This window comes from Arcobacter siniprincipis (SeqCode) (genome assembly GCF_048571125.1).
In the GTDB taxonomy this organism is placed as follows: domain Bacteria; phylum Campylobacterota; class Campylobacteria; order Campylobacterales; family Arcobacteraceae; genus Arcobacter; species Arcobacter siniprincipis.
This window is the reverse complement of record NZ_CP182343.1, coordinates 2,923,884-2,942,971: the sequence shown is the minus strand read 5'-3', so window position 1 is coordinate 2,942,971 and position 19,088 is coordinate 2,923,884. Positions and strand designations below refer to the sequence as shown.

At 28.8% G+C, this 19,088-nt stretch carries 18 protein-coding genes and 2 pseudogenes; 11 read left to right on the top strand and 9 right to left on the bottom strand.

Features of this window, described 5'->3' with window-relative positions; all coding sequences use genetic code 11:
- From ACNI3D_RS14960 to pedF, 4 genes are read right to left on the bottom strand one after another with little or no spacing between them, the layout of a single operon-like run.
- Entirely contained in the window at positions 1 to 924 is a 924-nt protein-coding gene (locus ACNI3D_RS14960; RefSeq protein ID WP_419767573.1) for a quinoprotein relay system zinc metallohydrolase 1, read from the bottom strand.
- Entirely contained in the window at positions 924 to 1,667 is a 744-nt protein-coding gene (locus ACNI3D_RS14955; RefSeq protein WP_419767572.1) for a quinoprotein dehydrogenase-associated SoxYZ-like carrier, read from the bottom strand. Before ACNI3D_RS14955 ends, ACNI3D_RS14960 begins: the two co-directional genes overlap by 1 nt.
- Positions 1,668 to 1,690: 23 nt before the next feature.
- Positions 1,691 to 2,152, bottom strand: coding sequence for a DUF302 domain-containing protein (locus tag ACNI3D_RS14950; RefSeq protein ID WP_419767571.1), 462 nt, complete (start codon positions 2,150 to 2,152; stop codon positions 1,691 to 1,693).
- A gap of 43 nt (positions 2,153 to 2,195) precedes the next feature.
- Positions 2,196 to 2,603, bottom strand: coding sequence for a cytochrome c-550 PedF (gene pedF, locus ACNI3D_RS14945; protein WP_419767570.1), 408 nt, complete (start codon positions 2,601 to 2,603; stop codon positions 2,196 to 2,198).
- 290 nt (positions 2,604 to 2,893) lie between these two features.
- Here pedF and ACNI3D_RS14940 point away from each other — a divergent pair, with 290 nt between their 5' ends.
- From ACNI3D_RS14940 to pqqE, 7 genes are all read left to right on the top strand, one after another.
- Positions 2,894 to 4,783, top strand: coding sequence for a methanol/ethanol family PQQ-dependent dehydrogenase (locus tag ACNI3D_RS14940; RefSeq protein WP_419767569.1), 1,890 nt, complete (start codon positions 2,894 to 2,896; stop codon positions 4,781 to 4,783).
- Between the two features lie 49 nt (positions 4,784 to 4,832).
- On the top strand, positions 4,833 to 5,528 hold the full coding sequence (locus ACNI3D_RS14935; RefSeq protein ID WP_419767568.1) for a pentapeptide repeat-containing protein: 696 nt from the start codon (positions 4,833 to 4,835) through the stop codon (positions 5,526 to 5,528).
- A 35-nt stretch (positions 5,529 to 5,563) separates the two neighbouring features.
- Positions 5,564 to 5,638, top strand: a complete 75-nt coding sequence (pqqA, locus tag ACNI3D_RS14930) for a pyrroloquinoline quinone precursor peptide PqqA (RefSeq protein WP_129099699.1) — start codon at positions 5,564 to 5,566, stop codon at positions 5,636 to 5,638.
- A 109-nt stretch (positions 5,639 to 5,747) separates the two neighbouring features.
- Complete coding sequence (gene pqqB / locus ACNI3D_RS14925; RefSeq protein ID WP_419767567.1) at positions 5,748 to 6,662, top strand: pyrroloquinoline quinone biosynthesis protein PqqB; 915 nt, start codon at positions 5,748 to 5,750, stop codon at positions 6,660 to 6,662.
- A gap of 94 nt (positions 6,663 to 6,756) precedes the next feature.
- Entirely contained in the window at positions 6,757 to 7,512 is a 756-nt protein-coding gene (gene pqqC / locus ACNI3D_RS14920; protein WP_419767566.1) for a pyrroloquinoline-quinone synthase PqqC, read from the top strand.
- Positions 7,481 to 7,750, top strand: coding sequence for a pyrroloquinoline quinone biosynthesis peptide chaperone PqqD (gene pqqD / locus ACNI3D_RS14915; protein ID WP_419767565.1), 270 nt, complete (start codon positions 7,481 to 7,483; stop codon positions 7,748 to 7,750). The genes pqqC and pqqD overlap by 32 nt, the downstream gene beginning before the upstream one ends.
- On the top strand, positions 7,740 to 8,846 hold the full coding sequence (gene pqqE, locus ACNI3D_RS14910) for a pyrroloquinoline quinone biosynthesis protein PqqE (protein ID WP_419767564.1): 1,107 nt from the start codon (positions 7,740 to 7,742) through the stop codon (positions 8,844 to 8,846). Before pqqD ends, pqqE begins: the two co-directional genes overlap by 11 nt.
- A 14-nt stretch (positions 8,847 to 8,860) precedes the next feature.
- Here the strand turns inward: pqqE and ACNI3D_RS14905 are convergent, their stop codons facing one another.
- The 3 genes from ACNI3D_RS14905 to ACNI3D_RS14895 all read right to left on the bottom strand — a co-directional run bounded on the left by ACNI3D_RS14905 (position 8,861) and on the right by ACNI3D_RS14895 (position 12,989).
- The gene (locus ACNI3D_RS14905) at positions 8,861 to 10,312 is read right to left on the bottom strand and encodes an acetyl-CoA carboxylase biotin carboxylase subunit (protein ID WP_419767563.1); all 1,452 of its coding nucleotides are present in this window, start codon (positions 10,310 to 10,312) and stop codon (positions 8,861 to 8,863) included.
- A gap of 131 nt (positions 10,313 to 10,443) precedes the next feature.
- The gene (locus ACNI3D_RS14900) at positions 10,444 to 11,103 is read right to left on the bottom strand and encodes a response regulator transcription factor (RefSeq protein ID WP_129099554.1); all 660 of its coding nucleotides are present in this window, start codon (positions 11,101 to 11,103) and stop codon (positions 10,444 to 10,446) included.
- A complete protein-coding gene (locus ACNI3D_RS14895) occupies positions 11,100 to 12,989 on the bottom strand; it encodes an FIST N-terminal domain-containing protein (RefSeq protein WP_419767562.1) in 1,890 nt (629 codons plus the stop codon). The genes ACNI3D_RS14900 and ACNI3D_RS14895 overlap by 4 nt, the downstream gene beginning before the upstream one ends.
- Positions 12,990 to 13,221: 232 nt before the next feature.
- Here ACNI3D_RS14895 and ACNI3D_RS14890 point away from each other — a divergent pair, with 232 nt between their 5' ends.
- From ACNI3D_RS14890 to ACNI3D_RS17000, 4 genes and pseudogenes are all read left to right on the top strand, one after another.
- The gene (locus ACNI3D_RS14890; RefSeq protein ID WP_129099556.1) at positions 13,222 to 14,718 is read left to right on the top strand and encodes an aldehyde dehydrogenase family protein; all 1,497 of its coding nucleotides are present in this window, start codon (positions 13,222 to 13,224) and stop codon (positions 14,716 to 14,718) included.
- Positions 14,719 to 14,906: 188 nt separating this feature from the next.
- The gene (locus ACNI3D_RS14885) at positions 14,907 to 15,278 is read left to right on the top strand and encodes a DUF779 domain-containing protein (RefSeq protein ID WP_129099557.1); all 372 of its coding nucleotides are present in this window, start codon (positions 14,907 to 14,909) and stop codon (positions 15,276 to 15,278) included.
- Positions 15,279 to 15,386: 108 nt separating this feature from the next.
- A pseudogene (locus tag ACNI3D_RS17005) lies at positions 15,387 to 15,920 on the top strand (MCP four helix bundle domain-containing protein); the annotation flags it as partial.
- A gap of 126 nt (positions 15,921 to 16,046) precedes the next feature.
- Positions 16,047 to 17,261: pseudogene (locus tag ACNI3D_RS17000) on the top strand (methyl-accepting chemotaxis protein); the annotation flags it as partial.
- A 7-nt stretch (positions 17,262 to 17,268) separates the two neighbouring features.
- Here the strand turns inward: ACNI3D_RS17000 and ACNI3D_RS14875 are convergent.
- Positions 17,269 to 18,279 (bottom strand): SAM-dependent methyltransferase, encoded by a 1,011-nt coding sequence (locus ACNI3D_RS14875; protein ID WP_419767560.1) that lies wholly within the window; start codon positions 18,277 to 18,279, stop codon positions 17,269 to 17,271.
- Between the two features lie 29 nt (positions 18,280 to 18,308).
- Entirely contained in the window at positions 18,309 to 18,908 is a 600-nt protein-coding gene (locus ACNI3D_RS14870; RefSeq protein ID WP_419767559.1) for a PDC sensor domain-containing protein, read from the bottom strand.
- Positions 18,909 to 19,088: the final 180 nt, after the last annotated feature.

The window sequence follows — 19,088 nt, the reverse complement described above, 5'->3', positions numbered from 1 at the left end:
CTATTCTTGATAATTTTTCATTCTTCTTTTTTCATATTTTGGATAAAGATTTATAATACTTCTTTCAAACTCTTCTTTAAACATTGTAAAACTTTTAAACTCTTTAGGAATTGGTCTAGCAAGAATTTCAAAGATATCAAAACCATGTCTAGCACTATTTTTTAAGGTATTATCTAAATAGTGTAAATAAGCTATATCTTCATTTATAGCATTTTTAGTCCTATCAATTTTCCCATGTCCTGGGACTAAGATTTTATAGTCTATTTTTTTTAATTTTTCTAGGGATTTTATCCAATCTGGAATATTTGCATGTGGTGTAGCAAGGGTTCTTTTATTAAAAACTAAATCTGATGCATAAAGAATTTTAGTATTTTCATCATAAATTACTAAATCACTTTTTGTATGACCATCTAAATAAAAAAGTTTTAATTTATATCCATCTAGATTTAACTCATTTGATTTTAGTATTTCATTTGGAACTTTTATTTTAGTACCATTCATAGCACCTTGCACTAGATTATTTAGATTTGCTATATACAAATCTCCATTTTGCTCTATTTCTTTTTTAGTAAACTCTGTTGAAAAGATTTCACTATTAGAAAAAGCATTATTGCCTAAAAAATGATCAGGATGGTGGTGAGTATTGATTACATATTTTATTGGCTTATTTGTGATTTGTTCTATTTTCTTTTTTACTTCTTCTCCATACTCATATGAACTACCAGTATCTATTAAGATAACACTATTTTTTGTGATAATAAAAGCAGTATTTGAAATATCTCCACCATTTTTAACAGAAAAATACTCCTCTTTTCCATAAAAATAGTAACTATTGGTAGATAGTTTTATGGCTTTTAGTTCAAAATTAAAACTAGTAGAATATAAGAATGTTGAATAAAAAATAAATATATAAAAATATTTCATTATAATTCCAGTTTAAAATCGTTTCCTTCATTATCAAAGAAATGAATATTTAGATTTTTTACTTTCTTATTTATCTCAAAAATAAATCTAGGATTTTCACTAATTGCAGAAGTTGTTTTGATTGTTGATAATATTTTATTTGAATCTTGGATTGTGATTCTTTCTATATAAAATTCTAAGCTACCAAATATTAAACCTGTTTCCATGGGATGAAAGATTGAAGCTTTAATTCTTTTATTATTATTATTTTTTTTTATAAATATCTTTCCTTTTGTTATACCTAATTTTTTTGCAAATGATTTATCTTTTGATGCAAGACTTGAAACATCACAACCTCCACCTAAACTTTTAATAAGTGCATTATTTACATGCCATATATTTTTATCATCAAGAACCAATATTCTTAGTGGTGTCTCATTGGCAACTTTTATATTGGTAGAGAATACGGGACGTATCTCTTTTATATCCATATCTATTATTATGGGGATTGGATTATAATCTGCAAGTATAAGCATTCTTTTTGCATTCATTATCTTTGAAGCATCAATATAAATAGGAACTTGCAAGGAATTATCAGCAAACTTTGGAACTTGTATTTTGATATTTTTATTATCAAAGACATATTTATTTTTTCCTATGATGGGTTTAGTAATATCTAAAAATGATGATGAATCAATTATCTCATCTGCACCTAAATTAATATTTACTATTAAAAATATAATTGTAAAAACAAATTTTTTCATTATTTTATTCCTTTTTTACCTTCTTAATTATCTAAGCTTCTTAAAATTAAATCTTTTAATTTATTATTGATTATTATTGAAATATTATTAGCTTTTTCAAAACTATTAAATTTTTTATATGAGATGTATAAATAGGTATTTTTTTTATATATTGAGATTGAAAGAGGACAATATGTAATATTATGAATATTTTCCTCAATCATTTTTAAGGCAAAACTTCTTTTACAAATTAATAAATTTGTACCTTTTTCGAGGGGATTATTTTTTTTTAAAGCTTTTGCAAGATTGTTTATTGACTTTGCCAAATTAAGTTCATTTATTATTATATATCCTTGATAGGATATTTCACTTTTTAAGTTAATTAATAAGTCTTCAAATTTTTTATTTTCAAGTTTAATAGTAAATATATTTTTGTCTTCATATACAATAAAGCTTCCATATAAACTTATTGAGAATATTAAGATTATAAATAGCTGTTTATACATTTTATATCCTAATTATATTTGTTTCTATTTAAGAAGAAGACAATTAGTCTTCTTCTGGAAGTGTTTCCAACCAGCTATATATAGCCCATAGTGCTGAGTTAGGTATTATGTCATCTGGAAAAGGTGGCATGTATACATTTCCATTTCTAACAGCTCCTGCTCTAACCATACCTAAGAAATATTCATCATCTCCATCAGTTAAAAGTCTTAAGTCAGGTGCAATTCCTCCTGATTTTGCTTCTAATCCATGACATCGTGCACAATTTTGATTAAATGCAGTTGCCCCAACTTCTATTGCTAACTTGTTACCTGAAAATGGATTTTTAAATACATCATCTTTTACTTCTGATAATCCTTGTGTATCAACTTTTTGTGGTGCCATATCTCCATGAGAAAAGGCTAAAGTTGTAACAGTTAATAAAACACATGTTGTCTTTTTAATTATAGACATGTCTTCCCCTTAATAATTAATTTGTGAAAGTATATCATTGGATTATAGCTTCATTATAGCCCTTAATTATCTATAAAATTGCTAAGAAAGTATGTTTTTGGAACTATTAAATTTAATTTATAATTTAGAAATATAATTATATTCCATAAAATGGTTTATTTTAGAATAATTATGTGATGGCTAAATTCAAGCTATAAATGTGTACTAAGATTATGGAATTATTTTTTTGATGAATTAGTAATCTTATTAATTGATTTAAAAAGTAAGTTTATATTAGAAGGGGAGGGATAATGATGAATAATCATTTTTTAAAGAAAATAGCATTAATCGCTTTTTTAAGTTGCATTGGATTCCAATATACTTTGGCAGATGCTAAAACTAGCAAGGTTACTTGGAAAGATATTATTAATGACCAAGATACACCTAAGGATGTTTTAGGTTATGGTATGGGACCAAAAGCACAAAGGTATTCTAAACTTACACAAGTGAATACTGATACTGTTAAAGACTTAGTGCCTGTTTGGAGCTATTCATTTGGTGGAGAAAAACAAAGAGGTCAAGAATCACAGGCTTTAGTTTATGATGGTATTATTTATGTTACAGGTTCTTATTCAAGAATTATTGCCTTAGATGCAAAAACTGGTAAAAGAATTTGGGCATACAATCATCGATTGCCACCAGATATTAGACCTTGTTGTGATGTGGTTAATAGAGGTGCTGCAATATTTGGAGATAAAGTATTTTTTGGAACATTAGATGCTGGAATTGTTGCTCTAAATAAAAATACAGGAAAAGTTGTTTGGAAGAAAAGATTTGGTTATGAAGATAGACCAAATAAAGGTTACCAAGATGGTTATACAATGACTGGTGCACCAACAATAGTAAAAGATAAAAAAACAGGGAAAGTTCTTTTAATTCATGGTTCTTCAGGGGATGAATTTGGAGTAATAGGTAAATTATTTGCCTTAGATCCTGATACTGGGAAAGAAATTTGGATGAGACCGTTAGTTGAAGGGCATTATGGAAAACTAAATGGTAAAAAATCAACTCCTTCTGGAGATCCAAAAGCACCAACTTGGCCAAATGACCCTAAAAATAAAACTGGTAAAAAAACTGCGTGGAGTCATGGTGGTGGTGCTCCTTGGCAAAGTGCTAGTTATGATTTAGAAACAAATACTATTATAATAGGAACAGGTAATCCTGGACCATGGAATACTTGGGAAAGAACAGCAGATGGTGGAGATCCAAGAGATTGGGATAGTTTATATACCTCAGGACAAATTGGTATTGACCCAAGTACTGGAGATATAAAATGGTTTTATCAACATACACCAAATGATGGTTGGGATTTTTCAGGTAATAATGAATTAGTTTTATTTGATTATGTTGATAATGGTAAAACAATTAAAGCTACAGCTCATGCAGATAGAAATGGGTTCTTTTATGTAATTAATAGATCTGAAATGCCAAAAGTTAAAAAACAAAGAGAAGATCAAGCAAGAAGATTCGTAAAAGCATTTCCTTTTGTTGATAATATAACTTGGGCAAGTCATATTGATGAAAAAACAGGAAGACCAGCGGTGGATATTAATCAATATCCACCTTTACCTAAAAAAGGTGAGAAAAAAGGTAAGGTTATCCATGTATCACCTCCTTTCTTAGGTGGTAAAAACTGGAATCCAATGGCTTATAGTCAAGATACTGGACTATTTTATCTAGGTGCAAATCATTGGAAAGAAGACTATTGGACAACACCAATACAGTATAAAAAAGGTGCTGCTTATTTAGGTCAAGGATTTAAGATAAAAAGAATGTATCCTGATCATGTTGGTATATTAAGAGCAGTTGATCCTGTAAAAGGAAAAATTGTTTGGTCACATAAAGAAAAACTTCCTTTATGGGCAGGTGTTTTAGCTACAAAAGGTGGATTAATATTTACTGGAACTGGTGAAGGTTTTGTAAAAGCATTTGATGCAAAAACTGGAAAAGAATTATGGAAGTTTCAAACTGGTTCAGGAATTGTGTCTTGCCCTATTACTTGGGAAGAAGATGGAGAACAATATATTGGTTTAGCTAGTGGTTATGGTGGAGCTGTTCCTTTATGGGGTGGTGACATGGCCAAATTGACTAAATCAGTTTCTCAAGGTGGTTCATTTTGGGTATTTAAATTAAAAAGATAAGATTAAAGTTAGATATATTTATTATATCTAACTTATAAAAGGTACAGAAATGAAAAATATAATTTTAGCGATAATTATGCTTTTTTCTATAAGTTATGCACAGGAAGATGAATCTCTTATTATTAATGGATGTAAATTAAAATCTAGAACAAGTTGTCCTAATGTAGATCTTAGAAATAAGGATTTATCAAATTTAGATTTAAGTTATTCTAACTTTGAGGGAGCAAACTTTGAAGGAGCTATATTAGATGGGACAGATTTAAGTTTTTCCAATCTAAAAAAAACAAATTTCAAAAATGCGAAATTGCGTCATTCGATTTTAAAACAGTCAGATATGACACAAGTAAATTTAGAAAATGCAAATTTGGCAAGAGCAGATTTAAGACATACAAATATTAGAGCTGCTAAAGCATATAATGCAAATTTTGAAGCAATTAATGCTTGGGCTTTATTTGGTCAAGGTGGAAAGTATGATGGTGCTTCTTTTATAGGGGCTAATTTGAATTTTGCAAGAATGAGTGGTTCTAGTATGAAAAATTGTAATTTTGAAGCTTCAAATCTTGAAGCAGCATGGATGACGAAAATTGATTTTACAGGTTCAAATTTTAAAAATGCTAATTTACAAGAATCAAAGCTTCCTAATTCTTCATTTATAGATGCGAATTTAACTGGTGCACGAATTCATTATGCAAATTTTGGAGATGTAAATATGCAGGGGTGTATAAATTGTCCTGTAAATTGGTAAATAAAAAATAAAATCTTGAAAAGGAGGACAATATTATGAAATGGGAAACACCAGCGTTCGTTGATAATAGATTTGGTTTTGAAGTGACAATGTATATTTGTCATGAATAAAAATTTTCAAAAATAAACTTAAAAGTTAGCGAATTTTTCTCTAACTTTTATTCTTTTTTACTTGAGTTTATAATAGATAAATTCAATTAAAAAAAGAGTTAGGATTATTATGAAAATAGAAGTTTTAGGTTCAAGTGCTGGAGGAGGACTTCCTCAGTTTAATTGTAATTGTGATAACTGTAAAGCTTATAGAGAAGGCAAAAAAATAGTTAAAAGAAGAACTCAAAGTTCAATTACTATTAGTGAAGATGGTAAAAACTGGGTATTATTTAATACTTCACCTGATATTTTAGAACAAATACATAATTCACCCTTTTTACAGCCCCAACAAAGACGAGAGACTAAAATAAAAGCAATCATTTTTATTGATGCTCAAATAGATCATACAACTGGATTATTGATGTTAAGGGAAGGTTGCCCCCATGAAGTATATTGCACAAAAGAAGTAAATGAAGAACTAAATACTTCTTTTCCACTTTTTAAAATATTAACACATTGGGATGGTGGAGGAATTAAATATAATGAAATCACTCCAGATAATAAAGCCTTTGAAATACCAGTAATGCCAAGTTATGAGTTCTTTGCACTTCCTCTTATCTCAAATGCACCTCCATATTCTAAATACAGAGATAAACCAAGAGCAGGGGATAATATTGGTATTGTAGTTAGAAATAAAACTACTGGCAAAAAACTTTTTTATCTTCCCGGACTTGGAGTTGCCCAAGAGCATATAATAAAAGAGATGTCTGATGCTGATATTTTATTAGTTGATGGAACAGTTTGGACAAATGATGAGATGATAAAAAATGGCTTTTCAACAAAGCTAGGAACTGATATGGGACATCTTCCTTTAAGTGGAGAAAATGGACTTATCAAGATACTTGATACTTTGGAAAAACCAAGAAAAATATTAATACATATAAATAATACAAATCCAATACTTGATGAAGAAAATGAAGAGTATAAGGAACTTATTTCCCATGGAATTGAAGTGTCCTACGATGGTATGAGTATCGATTTATAGAGATTAAGGCTTTTTTATAAATCCTGTTAAAAAGAAGACAAAAAACAAGAGGTTCCCTTTTTTTGTGGGAACCATAAAAAAAGGAGACAATGATATGACAAAAAAAATGGAACAATTATTATCAAAAGAAGAGTTTGAAGCAAAACTAAGAGGTATGGGTGAGATGTATCATATTCATCATCCTTTTCATATAAGAATGTATGAGGGGTCTTGTACTAAAGAGGAGATTCAAGGTTGGGTTGCAAATAGATTTTATTATCAAACAGCAATTCCAATTAAAGATGCTGCGATTATGTCAAATAATCCACCACTAGAAGATAGAAGAAAGTGGATAGATAGAATTATTGATCATGATAGTGTTGGTGGAGGAATTGAAGCTTGGTTGGAACTTGGTGAAGCTGTAGGACTTAAAAAGGAAGATTTAATTTCTCACAAATATGTATTACCAGCAGTTAAATTTGCAGTTGATGCTTATGTAAATTTTGCAAAACAAAGACCATGGAAAGAGGCTGCAATGTCATCTTTAACAGAGATGTTTGCACCTCAAATTCATCAACAAAGATTAGATACTTGGCCTAAAAACTATCCTTGGATTGAACAAAATGGATTAAGATATTTTCAAAAAAGATTGAGTGAAGCTAGACGTGATGTTCAACATGGTTTGGCTTTGACACTTGAAGAGTTTAATACTATTGAGTTGCAAAAAAAGGCATGTGAAATTTTACAGTTTAAATTAGATATTCTTTGGACTATGTGTGATGCTTTATATTTAGCATATGAACTTAAGCGACCACCATATTTTAATATAAAGGGATGTAATGCAACTAGAAAAATCAATTGCAGTGAATGATCATTTCCAATTACAATATGAAGAGGCACAAGGGTGTTTTGTACTATTGTATCCTGAAGGAATGGTGCAATTAAATCAAAGTGCTGGTGAGATAATGAATTTATGTGATGGTAAAAAAAGCTGTTTAGATATTTCAAAAATCTTAGAAGAGAAATTTCAAATGCCTGATTTAAAAAAAGATGTGGAAGCTTTTTTAAAAGAGGCTTTAGAGCGTAAGTGGGTGATGTATGCACAATGATATTAAACCACCACTTTGGATGCTTTTAGAGTTAACTCATAAGTGTCCTTTGGAGTGTACCTATTGTTATAATCAACTTGATTTTGCAAATACAAAAGATAGTATGATAAAAGAAGATTGGTTTAGAGTTATGGAAGAAGCAAGGGCGATGGGAGCTGTTCAATTGGGCTTTTCAGGTGGTGAACCACTTCTAAATAAAGATATTTTGGAAATAGTTAAAAAAGCAGCAGATTTGAAATTTTATACTAATCTTATAACTTCTGGTGTGGGAGCTGATTTATCTATAGTTCCAAAGCTAAAAGAGGCTGGATTAAAAACAGTTCAACTTGGAATCCAATCACATGATGCAAAAACAACAGCACTAATTACAAATAATAAAAATGCCCAAAGGGATAAATTAGCCTTTGCAAAAGCTTGCAAAGAGAATGGTTTGCAACTTATTGTTAATTCGTGTATTACGCGACAAAATATTCATCAAGTAGGTGAAATCATTGAGTTTGCAAACTCTCTTGGAGCAAACTATTTAGAAATAGCAAATATACAATATTATGGTTGGGCTTTAAAAAATATTGATGCACTTTTACCAACAGAAGAACAACTAAAAAAAGCAAAAGAAGAGGTGGATTTTTATAGGGAAAAAAGAGATGATATGAAGGTGTTTTTTGTGGTACCTGATTATTTTGCGACTAGACCAAAAGCCTGTATGAATGGTTGGGGAACTACTTTTTTAACTATCAATCCAGATGGGGTTGCCCTTCCATGTAATACGGCAAATACTTTACCCTTGGAGTTTCCTAACGTAAAAGATTTTTCAGTAAAAGAAATATGGAATGACTCTGAAGCATTTAATTTTTTTAGGGGTGATAAGTGGATGAAAGAGCCTTGTAGAACTTGCCCTGAAAAAGAGACTGATTTTGGAGGTTGTAGATGTCAAGCATATGCACTTACAAAAGATATGAATGAGGCTGATCCTGTTTGTGATAAATCTTCTTATCATAAAGTAGTTTTGGATAAAGTACAAACTGCTTTAAAATCGAATAGCAAACCAGTTTATAGAAACAAACAAAACTCTTTGGCTTTGATAAATGAAGCTTAACTAAGTGTAAGAGATTATCTTACACTTAGTTTGTTTTTTTTGATTTGCTCTATTAACTTAGTTATATTTTCCATTTTTTTCTCTTCTTCTTCAATATGATCAATTGCATCCATATTAAACTTTTCTAATTTTTTATCTAAATAACTAGTATCAAGTTTTCCTTCAATAAAATCTTTATCTCTTACGATTTCTCTGTGTAGTGGAATATTTGTAGGTAAGCCTTCTATATAAAACTCATCTAAAGCCCGTCTTGCTTTTTTTACTGCACCTTCCCAATCTAGTGCCCAAACAATAAGTTTTCCTACCATTGAATCATAGTTTGGAGGAATTTTATAACCAGTATAAACACTTGTATCAATTCTTACTCCTGGCCCTCCTGGAGTTAAGTATTTATTTATAGTTCCAGATGCTGGCATAAATTTTTTCTTGGGATCTTCTGCATTGATTCTAAATTCTATTGCATACCCTCTGAAATTTATCTCTTCTTGTAAAAATTGAAGTTTATCTCCTTCTGCTATTTCTATCATTCTTTGAATAATATCAACACCAGTTATAAGTTCAGTTACTGGATGTTCCACTTGAACTCTTGTATTCATCTCAATAAAATAAATATTATCTTGTGCATCAACTAGAAACTCAATTGTTCCAACACTTTCATAACCCAATTTGAACATGGCTTTTGTTGAAACTCTATATAACTCTCTTCTTACATTTTCGTTTAATCTAGGACTCGGAGCTATTTCTATTACCTTTTGGTGTCTTCTTTGAATAGAACAATCCCTTTCCCCTAAGTGAAGAACATTCCCATATTTATCAGCTATAACTTGAACTTCAATATGTCTTGGATTTTCCACATATTTTTCTATAAAAGCATCACCTTTTCCAAAGAATTTTTTAGCTTCTGCAGTTGCTGCTTCAAACATAGCTTTAAAGTCTTTTTCTTCTTTTACTATTCTCATTCCTCTTCCCCCACCACCAAAAGCTGCTTTGATAATAATTGGAAAACCAATTTCCCTTGAGATTTTTTCACCTTCTTTTACATCAACAATTGGAGTACTTGTTCCTTCTAAAACCGGAACCCCAATTTTTTTCATAGCAACTTTTGAAGCCATTTTATCTCCAAAAAGTGCTATATGCTCAGCTTTTGGACCTATGAAAATGATACCTGCTTTGTCACAAGCTTCGGCGAATTCTGCACTTTCTGATAGAAATCCATATCCTGGATGAATAGCATCACATTGGGCTTTTAAAGCAAGAGATATGATTTTTTCAATATTTAAATAAGCATCTAATGGATCTCCTAAAAACGGATAGCATTCGTCAGCTTTCTTTACCCAAATACCTTCAATATCTACTTCTGAAAATATTGCAACACTTTTTATATCCAACTCTTTACATGCTCTTATTATTCTAAGAGCTATTTCACCTCTATTTGCTACTAGGACTTTAGAAATTTTTTTTGACATAATTCTTCCCTATTTAATTTTTTCATATTCTAGGGTTTTAAAAAAAATAGTTCTTCTTTTTTTTTGCTCAAATAGTTGTTTATTAGTGCTTATTTATTAGTTCTATAGTGTTATTTATGTTAAAAAGATACTTAGTTTGGTCTTTCTACCATATAGCCAATAGCTCTAATATTTAAAATAAAATCTTCTTTTAATACTTTTTTTACTCTATTTACTTCTGCTCTTATTGTGGCATTATCTATGTAGTCATCATTCCAAACATATTCTCGAAACATGTCATAATTGCAAACCAAAGATCTATTTGCAGCTAATAAATCTATTATTTGGATTTGTCTTTTAGGTAGTATTTGTGGTTCATTGTTAAATAATAAAATCATATTTTTAGAATCATAACTATATGATTTTGATAATCTTTTGTGTTGTTGATGAACTTGGCTTGTTTTTAGAAATTTGTTTATTCTAAGTGTTAGTTCTTTTAGGTGAAATGGTTTTTTTAAATAATCATGGCATCCTATATCAAAAGCTCTTGTGATATCTTCAATATCAATTAATGCTGAGATAAAGATTGTAGGAACCATTCTTTTTTGTTTATGTAAATCTTCTAGTATGGTTAATCCGTCCACATCTGGAACATTTATATCAAAAACTAATAAGTCAAATTGTTCTTTTTCTAAAGTTTCTATACAATGTTTACCATCCATAACAGAGTGAACGACATGCCCAGTAGATTCTAAATAAATTTTGATAGCTTTATTTAGCATAATATCATCTTCAAGTAGTAATATTTTCATTTTATGCCTTTAAAAATATATGTAAAACTAGTAGTATCACTGTCGGAATCGACTTTTATGATAACACTTTCTTCATCACAAATTCGTTTAACTAAATTTAAACCCAACCCAAAGCCATTGTTTGATTTTTCTTCTCTATAATACTCTTGGAATATTTTATCTGGGTCTTGTATTTTTTTTGAGTTACTTGATACTGTAAATTTTAAGTAATTGTTTACTTCTTCAACTTTTACATTTATATCTTTGCCTTTATTTGTGTATTTTATAGCATTTGATAAAGTATTGTCAACTATTCTTTGTAATTTTGTCTCACTAAAATTAATCATCATCTTGTCCCTATTAGACTCTAAATTGAACTTTGAAGATACTTGTGTTGCAACATTTTTGAAAAAGTATACTCTACTTCTAACAAAATCCACCAAATCAAGAGAATAAACTTTATATTCAACTTGATCTTTTTTTACTAAATAACTTAAATCATCATAAATAGAAAATATACTTTTCATGGCAACTTCTATATTTGAAAGATATTCACTTTTATGATATTGCATCTCATGTAGTTCTATATTACTCATGATAACTGATAATGGAGTATTTGTTTCATGAACCGCATGTCTTAAAAACATTTTTTGGTTTTTTAGTATATTTTCTGAATAAGCGATATGTTCTTCTAATCTTTTTGATTGTTCGTCATGATCTTTAGCACTTTGTTGAATTAGATTTGTTAAGGCTTGAATAGTCTTAGCATAAGAGCTTTCATTTTGGTTTACTATTTTTTCTATTTTAGGGATATCTTTTTTTACTGTATGAATATTTTCAGTCAATCCTACAAGAGTAATTGTTTGATTCATAAGTTCATTTCTATCATTATCATGGAAAAATTCTGCATAAGTAAAAAAGCCAGAAGTAGGAGCAATACTAGCAAAAGGTTCTATCTCAAGTTTGATTAGGCTTTGCATATATCTTCTTCTTGCCATACAAGAATATATAAAAAATGTTTCTGCTGGATATTCATGTATATTTTTCAAATATTGTATAGGATTTCTTATTATAAGTTCTGCATTTGCAAAACCTAGCCTCACTTTATCACCTTTGTATAAGTTCCCTCCACAGCCAAAACTTCCATCAGGGTATCTTGTAAGAACTGCTCTTGCTACAGACATGCCATTTCTTTGAACTATTAGTGGGAATTCTGTATAAGAATCACTATTACCTAGGTACTTCTCATAAAAATCCATGGCATCCATTCCCGAAATTTCATAAATTCTATTGCCCTTGACTCTATTAATAGTGTGTTCAATTCCAATTGGAGACCAATCATATTTGTGATCATTTGTTACAAGTAAGGTATCAGAGTTTAAAGATACTGCAACTGCCCCATTAGCCAATATTTTTCTGCCACAAGATACATAAGTTTGTTTAAACACACCATTATCTCCAGCCATTCCACCAGCTACCATTATGGATTTATTATATGCAGTTATTCCTTTTAGATAATCTTCTCCATTTGTAGTTGTTCCATCTGTAAAAGTAATGATTAGTTTTGTATTATCTGTTATTATATCTTTTGCTATTTCATATCCACTATTAAAAGAGTTACTTCCTTCTTTTATAGATGATTTAATAGTAGTATTTTCAAAGACAGATATAGAAATAACAGTTTTAAAAGTAGATACTTTTTTATCTTTTATCTCTCCATCAGTTGTTGTACCTAGTATAGTTGCATGAGGTATATTATCAGCTAATAAGTTAATAATATATTCTAAAGTATTTTCTTCTTTTCCACAAAATACTTGAATTAAAATATTCTTTTTATCTTTAAAAAATTCATAATCTATTTCTTTTTTAAATGAGTGGTTCTGATATATATAATTGTAAGTGTTCATGAAAATATTGTAACATAAATAATTACTTTTTTTATAAAAAATAAATAAAATTTCAAATGCTATTTAAAAGCTACTAAGCCCATATAATAGTCATTGTATTAAATAAAATAAATGGCTATATTTGCGCTATATAGTTGGCTATACTCAGGCTATAATTGTGGAGTAGAATTTCATTACAGAAAAAATTTGTCTATCAAACTTTTTCATATTTACTAAGATAAAAGGAAAAAAAATGGCATACGCAAAACCAACATACAAATCTCAATATGAAAACTTTATAGGAGGAGAATGGGTTGCACCAAGAAGTGGTGAATATTTTGATAATGTTTCTCCAGTTGATGGTGAAGTTTTAACTAGAATTCCTAGATCAAACGAAGAAGATGTAGAACTAGCAATTAAAGCAGCAAATAAAGCATTTGAATCTTATAAGCACACTTCTGTGATTGAAAGAAGTACTCTTTTAAATAAAATTGCTGATGCAATTGAAGCAAATTTGGAAGCTTTAGCTATCGCTGAAACTTTAGATAATGGTAAAGCTGTAAGAGAAACTTTAGCAGCTGATGTTCCTTTAGTTGTTGACCACTTTAGATATTTTGCATCAGTTATAAGAGCAGAGTCTGGTACAGTTGCAGATTTAGATGAAAATACTATTTCTCAAGAAGTTCACGAACCATATGGTGTTGTTGCTCAAATTATTCCTTGGAATTTCCCATTATTAATGGCTGCTTGGAAATTAGCTCCTGCATTAGCTGCTGGAAATTGCATTGTAATGAAACCAGCAAGTGCAACTCCAATGTCTATTTTACTTTTAATGGAAACAATTCAAGATGTATTACCAGCAGGTGCAATTAATATTATTAATGGTGCAGGTGGAAAAATCGGTAAATATTTATCAACTCACCCAGATATTAAAAAAGTTGGATTTACTGGTGAAACTACAACTGGTCAGTTAATTATGCAATATGCAACTGAAAATATTATTCCTTCTACATTAGAACTTGGTGGAAAATCACCAAATATCTTCTTAGAATCAATTATGGATAAAGATGATGAATTCTTTGACAAAGCAATTGAAGGACTTGTATTATTTGCATTTAATTCAGGGGAAGTTTGTACTTGTCCATCAAGAGCATTAATCCAAGAATCAATTTATGAGCCATTTATGGCAAGAGTATTAGAGAGAGTAAAAGCTATCAAATTAGGAGATCCATTAGATCCAACTTGTATGATGGGTGCTCAGTGTTCAACTACTCAAAAAGAGAAAATCATGGAATACATCAAAATTGGTAAAGAAGAGGGTGCTGAACTATTAATTGGTGGTGATGAATATAAAAGTGAAAAATATCCAAATGGAAACTATATTCAACCAACACTATTTAAAGGTCACAATAAAATGAGAATCTTCCAAGAAGAGATTTTTGGACCAGTTTTAGCAGTTACTACTTTTAAAGATGAAGATGAAGCATTAGCTATTGCAAATGATACTATTTATGGATTAGGTTCTGGTGTTTGGTCAAGAGATGCTCACCAATTACATAAATTCTCAAGAGGAATCGAAGCTGGTAGAGTTTGGGTAAATTGTTACCACATGTATCCATCTCATGCATCATTTGGTGGATATAAAAAATCAGGTATAGGGAGAGAAACTCATATGATGATGTTAAACTCTTATAGACACACAAAAAATATCTTAACTTCTTATAGCAAAGATGCAATGGGATTTTTCTAGGCCTTTACTTTAAAACAAAAAAGTTTAAAATGCATAGAAGAGTTCTTCTATGCATTTTTTTTCTTCATAAAAAGAATAATTCGTTTATTCTCTTTAAGGTTTGTTTCTTTAACAATTTTTTTTAAATTGTGATAAAATAAATCTAATATGAACAGATCCTTTAACATGGAATATTTCAAGGATAAAAAATGGCACTAAAAAGATTATTAGTTACAAAAGCTGCGGCTTTAGTAATAGAACAATTAAAAAAAGAAAATGGTGAATTAGTTTTTAACCAAAGTGGTGGTTGTTGTGATGGCACAGCTCCTATGTGCTATGCAAAAAGTGACTTTCATGTTCCCTCACGAAATGTAAAAATGGGAGAGATATGTGGATGTGAATTTTTTATAGATAAAGACCAATTTGAGTATTTTAGACATTCAGAAATAACTATTGATGTAAAAGAAGAAAAAGCTGCCTTTGGAAACTCTTTTTCACTGGAAATAGATTTAGGTTACCAATTTATCACAAAATCTAGAATCTTTACAGATGAAGAGTATAAAGAAATAGAAAAGTTATAACTTTTCTATTTTATATTTATAAAAAGACTTCAAAAAAAATCAGAAAACTTTACTACTTCTTGACTATCTTTTGGAATAATTAAATGATAATTTAAAAAAGGAAGAAGTATGAAAAATATAAGTACAAGAAATAAGTTAATTATCTTAGCATTTGTTGCAATTATAGGGTTAGTAATAATTGGAATTTCAAGCATAGTTCAATTAAAAAAAGTAAATAATGGTCTACAAACTGTTTATTATGATAGAGTTGTTCCCTTAAAACAGTTAAAAATAATTGCAGATGAATATGCAGTTAATATTGTTGATACAACTCATAAAACAAGAAATGGAAATATTACATTTGAAGAGTGTATTTCTAATATTAACGGTGCAGAAAATAATATAAAAAATGAATGGAATAATTATTTATCAACATCATTGACAGAAAAAGAACAAAAGTTAGTAAATGAAGCTAAAAAATTAATGTTAGTTGCAAATGACCTTTCAAAAAATATAAAAATGGCCTGTGAAAAAAAAGATTTAGAACTTATTAGTAAATTTACTACTGATGAACTGTATCCTAAAATTGACCCAATAGGAGAAAAAGTTTCAGAATTGATATCTTTACAACTAAATGTTGCAAAAAGTGAGACAGAAAAAGCTGAAAATATATATTCTAATAGTATGTACTTTGTGATAACTGTTATTATATTTTCGTTAATAATTATCGTATTACTATCATATGTAATAATATCTGATATAACAAAAAAATTAGAAATATTCAAAAATGGACTTATTTCATTTTTTTCATTCTTAAATAGAGAAAATAATAAAGCAGATTTAATAGAAATAAATACAACTGATGAATTTGGGCAAATGGCAAAAGTAGTAAATCAAAATATTGAAAGAACAAAAGTAGGAATAGAAGAAGATAGAAAATTAATAGATGAAGCTATTTTTGTTTTAGGAGAATTTGAAAATGGTGATTTAAGTAAAAGATTAGTAGGTAAAGTTTCAAATCCATCATTATTACAATTAAAAGATGTGTTAAATAAAATGGCTGATAATTTAGAAAATAATATTGAAAAAGTTTTAAATATATTAGATGAATATTCAAACTACAATTATCTAAATAAAATATCAACTACAAATATAAAAGAGCATTTATTAAAATTAGCGAATGGTGTAAATATGTTAGGTGAGTCTACTACTCAAATGCTAGTAGAAAACAAATCAAATGGATTAACCCTTGATTATAGTTCAGATAGGTTACTTAAAAATGTTGATAAGTTAAATGATAGTTCAAATGAAGCTGCCGCATCACTTGAAGAAACAGCAGCTGCTGTTGAAGAAATCACAAGTAATATTAGATCAAATACGGATAATATTGCAAAAATGGCTAATTTCTCAAATGAAGTGACAACTTCAGCAAACGAAGGAGAAAGATTAGCTAATGAAACATCAATATCTATGGATGAAATTAATGAACAAGTTCAATCTATTGTTGAGTCTATCGGTATAATAGATCAAATAGCATTTCAAACAAATATTTTAAGCTTAAATGCTGCAGTGGAAGCAGCAACTGCAGGTGAAGCTGGAAAAGGGTTTGCAGTGGTTGCACAAGAAGTAAGAAATCTTGCTACTAGAAGTGCAGAAGCTGCAAAACAGATAAAAGTCTTAGTGGAAAATGCTACATCAAAAGCAAATGCAGGTAAAAAAATAGCAGGAACTATGATAACAGGATATAAAAAATTAAATGCTAATATTTCTCAAAGTATTAAATTAATCTCTGATATAGAGAGTGCTTCAAAAGAGCAACTATTTGGAATAGAACAAATTAATGATTCTATCAATCAACTTGATCAACAAACGCAAAAAAATGCGATGGTATCATCTGAAGCTCATGAAATAGCAGTTTCAACAGATAAAATTGCTAAACTTATTGTAAGTAGTGCTGATCAAAAAGAATTTACTGGTAAAAATGATATAAAAATTGATAAGTGACAAAATGCTACTTTTTAATAAGTAGCATTTTAAATCTATCACCCATACCTGTTGGTTCAAGTAGAGTTTTTACCTTTTGAACTTCTTTTAGGTAGTTTTCTTCACTTACATTTTTTTGTAAAATTTCAAGTAAGTCTAAAATACCAAATTCTACAAGGGCTTTTAACTGGGTTTGATATTCAACTTCACATTTACAAAAACTATTAAAACTATCAATTACATGGGAAAAGTTTACATCATAAGTGATATCTGAATTTTTATATAATTTATCTAAATCAAGTTTTTCATCAAAGATTGGAAAAACTTCATGTTTTGAATAAATTCTACAAGAAAAATCATTTCTTGGATATTTTTCTCCATAATCAAAACTTAGAAAGTAGAAGTTTTTAATATTTTTACAAATATTTTTTGCAAACTCTTCATAACCTAAAGCTAATTCACCTTTTGTGATTTTGTATTTTTTACATTTATTTATAATATTCTCATCTGAACAATCTTTGAACTGTATTTCCCCTTTTTCTACAAATGCAGTTTGTAATTTATCATCTTTTGTATAGATTAATTCACAAGAGAAAGCATCATAAATCTCATTTGCCACAATAAAAGCATGGGCAAGTTTTATTTCACTTATGTCATCATAAAAATCAAATTTAATACTATCACCAAATGAGTTCTCTAAATATTTTTTTTGCTCATTTTTTAAGTTCTCAAACCTCTCAACAATCGCAAAATTTAGACTTTCAAGAAGTTTAGGATTTAATGTATAAATAAATTGGATAATATCTGCTAATAAGTAGCCATGATGAGCACCAATTTCTACAATAGTAGTATCTTTTGGAAGTTCATTATTTAAGATTGTATCAACAATCTTTTTTGCAATACTTCCACCAAAAAATATTGAAGTTGAAACAGCTGTAAAAAAGTCTCCATCTTTTCCAATAGCTTTATATTTTGTATAATATCCATCTTTGCCATAAAGCCAATTGTTAAAATAATCACTAAATCTTTGTTTTTTCATAATTTAAGTTTATCTAAATCTTACTTTGTTTATTTTACAATCATGCATAAGATCCATGGGGCTTCTTTAATATTATTTACTATCGCTTTTATATTTTCATCTACTTTTATAAGGCTTGTTTCTTTTGCTTTAGTTGAGTTTTCAAAAAACTTTTTAGAAAAAACATTTTGTACTAATTCCAATTCATTTTCTCTTTTTATAGAAGCGATTATAATTCCACTATTTTTATCAAATAAAAATAAATCTTCTATTTTGCTGTGTTTAATATCATTTAAAAGGTTGATAAGCATTTCAGGATTTATTTCACTACTAATTACTCCATAATTTTTACCTTCTTTTTTAATCAAAGAAGATATTGCCCACCAGTTAATTTCTTGCCCACTTATGTCATTATAATACATAGGTCCAGTGATAGTAGTTTTTTCTTGTTTAATAGTCTCTTTATACCATGGTCTTACCCTTGGATCAAAACCATCTATCCAATATCCTTGCGTATCTAAATAGTTTCCATCTTCTAATCCCAAAAAAATACTGTGGGTTTTCATCTTTTTATTTGTTTCTTTCATTATTTTTAAAAAAATTTCTTTGTTATAGTTTTGATTTTCAATATTTTTTGATAACTTTTCCATAAAAATTTTTTTTCCTAAAATCCAATTATTTATTTGTTTTGACTTACTCTTATTTAACTGAATTAAATACTGTTCTTCTTTTTGTTTGTTATAAAAGTATTGAGCAGTAAATATTATGCTTATTAAAAATATGATGAAAAAATACAAGGAGTTGTTTCTTTTAAATATTACTATAGTTTA